At 49.5% G+C, this 6187-nt stretch carries 5 protein-coding genes and 4 tRNA genes; 7 read left to right on the top strand and 2 right to left on the bottom strand.

The annotated features are described in order from the left end of the window. The first annotated feature begins 651 nt into the window (after positions 1 to 651). Positions 652 to 1689, top strand: a complete 1038-nt coding sequence (gene murB / locus EC836_RS24455) for a UDP-N-acetylmuramate dehydrogenase (protein ID WP_123337985.1) — start codon at positions 652 to 654, stop codon at positions 1687 to 1689. Next, the gene (gene birA, locus EC836_RS24450; protein WP_123337984.1) at positions 1686 to 2648 is read left to right on the top strand and encodes a bifunctional biotin--[acetyl-CoA-carboxylase] ligase/biotin operon repressor BirA; all 963 of its coding nucleotides are present in this window, start codon (positions 1686 to 1688) and stop codon (positions 2646 to 2648) included. Before murB ends, birA begins: the two co-directional genes overlap by 4 nt. Positions 2649 to 2728: 80 nt before the next feature. On the opposite strand, the gene coaA is transcribed toward birA, so the two are convergent. Further along, entirely contained in the window at positions 2729 to 3679 is a 951-nt protein-coding gene (coaA, locus tag EC836_RS24445; RefSeq protein WP_123337983.1) for a type I pantothenate kinase, read from the bottom strand. A 202-nt stretch (positions 3680 to 3881) separates the two neighbouring features. Then, positions 3882 to 4430 carry an N-acetyltransferase gene (locus EC836_RS24440; protein WP_123337982.1) on the bottom strand — a complete coding sequence of 183 codons (549 nt, stop codon included), beginning with the start codon at positions 4428 to 4430 and terminating at the stop codon, positions 3882 to 3884. A 381-nt stretch (positions 4431 to 4811) separates the two neighbouring features. On the opposite strand from EC836_RS24440, the gene EC836_RS24435 reads away from it, so the two are divergent. The 5 genes from EC836_RS24435 to EC836_RS24415 all read left to right on the top strand — a co-directional run. Beyond that, positions 4812 to 4887: transfer RNA gene (locus tag EC836_RS24435), tRNA-Thr, on the top strand. Positions 4888 to 4907: 20 nt separating this feature from the next. Then, positions 4908 to 4992 (top strand) — tRNA-Tyr (locus EC836_RS24430). A gap of 211 nt (positions 4993 to 5203) precedes the next feature. Beyond that, positions 5204 to 5278 (top strand) — tRNA-Gly (locus EC836_RS24425). Between the two features lie 6 nt (positions 5279 to 5284). After that, a tRNA-Thr gene (locus EC836_RS24420) sits at positions 5285 to 5360 on the top strand. 114 nt (positions 5361 to 5474) lie between these two features. After that, positions 5475 to 6187 (top strand): elongation factor Tu (locus tag EC836_RS24415; RefSeq protein WP_123337981.1); only part of this gene is annotated, 713 nt, incomplete at its 3' end.

Below are 6187 nucleotides of genomic sequence, written 5' to 3'. Positions count from 1 at the left end.
TGTACATGCGACAAAATTGTCGGGAACAATTTTGAACGCCGCCTGCGGCGGCCCCGAAGGGGCGAGTATCAGGATGATACGAGTATTGTAGGGAACTGCCAGGCATCAAATTAAGCAGAAGGCCATCCGCAAGGATGGCCTTTTTGCGTTTGCACAGTCTAAAATTCCCTCTGAAGTAGCCATTTTACAGTCCCGTATTCTGCTTTCTCCGCGCAGCCATCCACTTTTAATCAATCTCACTCACTTCGAAGAAATTGTTCAGAAACGACAGGCCTGATTGCCTGCAATCAGGCAGTAATGAATGCAGGAATGGCTGAAAAATAATCTGTACCTGGGTTTTTTTGCCCATATTTTGAGTGAAAATCATGCTCCTTAGCCGCTCTGTGCATGAAAAAAACTGAAATATTCACGATTTTCACCTCAACTATGACTTAGTTAGCATCAAAAAGGCGTTTCTGTAGACACCTCTGCAGTACTCATGCCTTATCCCGTAGTAAACTATCTACACTTAAATCCATAATTTTTGTGAACGTAGGTTATTCAATAGGTTGCCAACGCAGGTTTGGATAGCAGATAGCTACCAGAAAATCCTAAACCCACCTCCAGTCGATCGGTTACAATACTGGCAGTTAAATTCGTAAAGGCCGCCTTATGTCCCGCCAGCAAAACTCACTAAAACCCTGGAATACATTTTCTCTTGAAGCTGCAGCTGCCACTATTACCGTTGCTGAGAATGCAGAGCAGTTGTGCCGGTCATGGCAGTTAAGCCAGCGGCAAAATGAGCCCACGCTGCTACTTGGGGAAGGTAGTAATGTACTGTTTATTGAGGACTTCTCTGGCCAGGTGATCATTAACCGGCTTAAAGGCATCGAGATCCAGGAGCAAAATGATGCATGGCTACTGCATGTAGGCGCTGGAGAAAACTGGCATCAGCTGGTTGAGTTGACGCTTAATAAAGGGCTGGCGGGATTAGAAAATCTGGCATTAATACCGGGCTGTGCGGGATCCGCGCCGATCCAGAATATCGGGGCCTATGGCATTGAACTGGAAAAGTTGTGTGCGTATGTTGACGTCATAAACCTTGCTGATGGCAATACACAGCGGCTGACGGCAGACCAGTGTCAGTTTGGCTACAGGGACAGCATCTTTAAGCATCAATACCGCGATGGTTTTGCGATTGTGGCAATCGGTTTACGGCTGTCCAAAGTGTGGAAGCCGGTGCTGAGCTATGGCGATCTGAAATATTTGGATCCACAGACGGTCACTCCACGTCAGGTTTTTGACTCTGTATGCCATATGCGACGTAGCAAGCTGCCAGACCCCCAGGTGACCGGAAACGCAGGCAGCTTCTTCAAAAACCCATTAGTCAGCACAGAGGCTGCGGCTCTGCTGCAGAAAGACTATCCAGCCATTCCGCTTTATCCGCAGGAAAGCGGCGACGTTAAACTGGCCGCTGGCTGGCTGATCGACCGCTGTGAACTTAAAGGATTTCGTCAGGGAGGGGCTGCTGTGCATGAAAAACAGGCTCTGGTGCTGATAAATAGTGAGAATGCGACAGGAAAAGATATCGTCGATCTGGCCCGTATTGTACGTCAGCGGGTAGCGGCGAAATTTAATGTCTGGCTTGAACCGGAAGTCCGGTTTATTGCTGCCGGTGGCGAGATAAATGCAGTGGAGGCACTCGCATGAAAGATAATACCGTACCCTTAAAGTTGGTTTCGATTCTGGCCAACGGTGAATTTCATTCCGGTGAGCAGCTGGGTGAACAGCTTGGGATGAGCCGTGCTGCCATCAATAAGCATATTCAGACGCTGAAAGAATGGGGTATTGATGTTTTCACGGTGACCGGGAAAGGTTACAGCCTGTCTTCTCCAATGCAGTTACTTGACGAAGAAGATATCAATGCCCAATTAGACGATGGGCGTCTGGCCGTTATCCCGGTTATCGACTCAACCAACCAATACTTGCTGGATCGTATGGACACGCTGCAGTCAGGTGACGCCTGCGTTGCCGAGTATCAGCAGGCCGGAAGGGGCAGACGAGGAAGGCAGTGGGTTTCCCCCTTCGGCGTGAACCTGTATCTGTCCATGTACTGGCGTCTTGAGCAGGGGCCGGCGGCGGCAATGGGGCTGAGTCTGGTCATTGGTATCGTACTGGCTGAAGCCTTACAGGAGCTCGGTGCGGCCGATGTCCGCGTCAAATGGCCTAATGATATTTATCTCGAAGATCGTAAGCTGGCGGGGATTCTGGTCGAACTTACGGGAAAAACCGGCGATGCTGCGCAAATTGTCATTGGTGCCGGAATCAATTTGGGCATGCGTGCACCGGCAGCAGAAGCCATTAACCAGGGATGGGTAAATCTCCAGGAAGCAGGGGTGATCGTTGACCGTAATGCTTTATCTGCAAGGATCGTTAATAAGTTGCGCTCTGCGCTTGCACAGTTTGAACAGGATGGCTTGACGCCATTTGTCGGGCGCTGGGCCAGACTGGACAATTTTATCGATCGACCGGTGAAGTTGCTGATTGGCGACCGGGAAATATTCGGTATTGCGCGAGGTATCGATCAGCAGGGTGGACTGATCCTTGAACAGGATGGCGTCAGAAAATCCTGGGTTGGTGGCGAAATTTCATTAAGGCCGCAAAATTAAAGATCAGTCACATCGCAGCATCGAAACTCAGTCAATCATTTAATATATGATTGATAAAAGGGGCATTGACCGCCCCTTTTTCACTTTCTTAATCTTACCAAATCAACCGCATGACCAAAGCTTTTGGTCATAATCAGGCTGGCTCGTTCGCGAGTCGGTAATATATTTTCTTTTAAGTTTAAGTGGTTAATTTCTTTCCATAACTGAGTTGCAATGCCTATCGCTTCTTCCTCGGGTAGCTGCGCATAGTGATGGAAATAAGAGTCGGGATCGCTGAATGCACCCTGACGGAATTTCAGGAAACGATTGATATACCAGTGTTCCAGTAAATCCTCAGGCGCATCGACATAAATAGAGAAATCAACAAAGTCAGACACGAATACATGGTGGGGATCGTGCGGATAATCCATGCCACTTTGCAGTACATTCAGCCCTTCAAGAATAAGAATATCCGGCTGCTGTACGATCTTATCACCGTCCGGTATCACATCATAAATAAGATGAGAATAGACCGGAGCGGTGACCTGCGCAGCACCCGACTTTAATTCCGAAACGAAATTAACCAGCCTGTGCATGTCGTAAGAAAGAGGGAATCCCTTTTTCTTCATCAGGTCACGCTCTTTCAGTACCGAGTTTGGATGCAGAAAGCCATCGGTAGTGATCAATTCGACTCGACGGTGCTCCGGCCAGCGGCTCAGCAGTGCCTGCAGCACGCGGGCCGTGGTACTTTTCCCTACCGCAACGCTGCCCGCGATACTGATGATATAGGGCACTTTCTGCCCTTTAGTCCCGAGGAATTTCTCAAGAACGGCCTGACGTCCCAAATTTGAGCTGATATAAAAATTCAGCAGTCGGGACAGTGGCAGGTAGATCTCAGCAACCTCTTCAAGAGAGAGATCTTCGTTAATCCCTTTCAGCTGAGCAATTTCATCCTCAGACAGTGTCATTGGCACTGAATCGCGCAGCGCCGCCCACTGAGTTCGGTTGAATTGCAAATAGGGCGTAGTTAACAACGAATCTTTTTTGCTCATATACATGCTTCTGCCAGCAATCGTTTATCCTTCAGTGTGTTAGCCATATTATTTCAACGAGTAAGTCTCGGAGACAGGCCTTAGTACTGAGGGCTAAATCAGAACACAATGGGCAGGAGGTTAACATCAGAAGGGCAGGAATAAGAAGGAAAAAAGATGCACAGCGGGTGCAAACGGAAGCTCACCCGCATTAATGATAACTTTAACTGGCAATCGGACGCACAACCTGATTAACCCTAAACAGGCGTTTGTAATAAATCACGGCGGGGCAGTAATAGCCCTCGGCTAAGCAGGCATAATCAGGTAGCTCTCCAAGGCAACTGTAGCCCTGTGCGCGATAAAATGCCTCTGCCGCTGTTCCTGCCAGCGTATCGAGATAGAGCAGGCCACGTTGCCGTTGCATTGCCTCCTGCTCCAGTACGGCCAGAAGCCTCTTCCCCGCGCCTTTACGCCTTGCCCGGCTATGAACCAGCAGCTGTTGGACCTCGGCACGATTGCGGCCATCCGGGCGTGTGCAGATTTCCAGCTGTATGCTTGCCACAACACCATTCTGGTCACAGCCTACCCATAAAAGTCGTTCTCCCTTTGCCAACCCGTCACGCAGGCTATGGAAGTAGGTGGCCGCCTCTTCACGATTTTGGATAGGCTGGTAGTCAGTCAGAGCATTGTGAATAACGGCATCCATTAACAACTCGGCTAACTGACTACGATAAACCGGCAGGGTGGCAGCAGTGAGCATCATTATTTTCATGCGAGTCCTCCTCTGGGGTATAGGGTCTGGTTAGTCCACTAAAGATAAGCAAAATGTGTTCCAGTCTGTAGAGCGCGAATGGTGGCGCATTCCGCCAAGCCAACATCCGTGTGGTTGCACACTAAATGTGCGGTCGCGGCATGCTGGTGCATCCGGTGAGAAAAAATCGCCGGTAATGTAAAAAAGAAGCACTGAAATATTCTGTTATTGGACAGAGCGAAGACAGTCGAAAACAGGACTCTTTGCTGTTTATTTGAACGGAATAATTGTATTCAGACGCCGATTTGCGAGGTTTTGCACAAATAGTGAGCATAAGAACATTTATCGCAATATTTTTGTTGCATCATGCGCCCGGTCTTCCTAGAATGCGCACCACTTGATGCCGGCTTAGCTCAGTTGGTAGAGCAACTGACTTGTAATCAGTAGGTCACCAGTTCGATTCCGGTAGCCGGCACCATCAAGTAACGAAATACCCCTGGTGGGGTTCCCGAGCGGCCAAAGGGAGCAGACTGTAAATCTGCCGTCATCGACTTCGAAGGTTCGAATCCTTCCCCCACCACCATTTCGACTCTGAGTTTTGAGTTGAAAGCAGTAAGCAAGCAATCGCTTATCTGCAACGATGACAATCTTCCAAAGGTTTGTTCATCAAGATTTCCGACTGAGCTCAAGCACAGTCAAAGTCATCAGGCAAATGCCGGATGATTCGAATGACAGGAAAGCTTTTTCTTGTTGTTCACAAGCTACAGACAGAACAGGTAGCCGAGTTCCAGGATGCGGGCATCGTATAATGGCTATTACCTCAGCCTTCCAAGCTGATGATGCGGGTTCGATTCCCGCTGCCCGCTCCAAGCCGTGCTGATATGGCTCAGTTGGTAGAGCGCACCCTTGGTAAGGGTGAGGTCCCCAGTTCGACTCTGGGTATCAGCACCACTTTCAAAATCTCCCTCCCTGCTTCTTCTCTGTGCATTAAAATTCAACGATTCAGGCAATGCCTGGTTGATGTGGTGATATCACCGATTAATCCGTGTCTTAGAGGGACAAGCGATGTCTAAAGAAAAATTTGAACGTTCCAAACCGCACGTCAACGTTGGTACTATCGGCCACGTTGACCACGGTAAAACTACCCTGACTGCAGCTATCACCACCGTTCTGGCTAAAACCTACGGCGGTTCTGCTCGCGCATTCGACCAGATCGATAACGCACCAGAAGAAAAAGCACGTGGTATCACCATCAATACCTCTCACGTTGAGTATGACACCCCGTCACGCCACTACGCGCACGTTGACTGCCCGGGCCACGCCGACTATGTGAAAAACATGATCACCGGTGCTGCTCAGATGGATGGCGCAATCCTGGTTGTTGCTGCGACTGACGGCCCTATGCCTCAGACTCGTGAGCACATCCTGCTGGGTCGTCAGGTTGGCGTTCCTTACATGATCGTATTCATGAACAAATGCGACATGGTAGACGACGAAGAGCTGCTGGAACTGGTTGAAATGGAAGTCCGTGAGCTGCTGTCTGCTTATGATTTCCCTGGCGACGACATCCCAGTTGTTCGTGGTTCTGCACTGAAAGCACTGCAGGGTGAAGCTGAGTGGGAAGCTAAAATCGTTGAGCTGGCAGGTTTCCTGGATTCTTACATCCCAGAACCAGAGCGTGCGATTGACAAGCCGTTCCTGCTGCCTATCGAAGACGTATTCTCCATCTCCGGCCGTGGTACTGTTGTTACCGGTCGTGTAGAGCGCGGTATCGTTAA

The sequence above is a fragment of the Erwinia sp. JUb26 genome, assembly GCF_003751505.1.
Taxonomy (GTDB): Bacteria; Pseudomonadota; Gammaproteobacteria; order Enterobacterales; family Enterobacteriaceae; genus Erwinia.
Note: the sequence above shows the minus strand (reverse complement) of the source record. Positions and strands in the feature narration are given on the sequence as shown.

Excerpts from the sequence above, each read along its gene's own strand:
- EC836_RS24440 (WP_123337982.1), bottom strand. The coding sequence starts at position 4,430 with ATGAAAATAATGATGCTCACTGCTGCCACCCTGCCGGTTTATCGTAGT.
- birA (WP_123337984.1), top strand. The coding sequence starts at position 1,686 with ATGAAAGATAATACCGTACCCTTAAAGTTGGTTTCGATTCTGGCCAAC.
- murB (WP_123337985.1), top strand. The coding sequence starts at position 652 with ATGTCCCGCCAGCAAAACTCACTAAAACCCTGGAATACATTTTCTCTT.
- coaA (WP_123337983.1), bottom strand. The coding sequence starts at position 3,679 with ATGAGCAAAAAAGATTCGTTGTTAACTACGCCCTATTTGCAATTCAAC.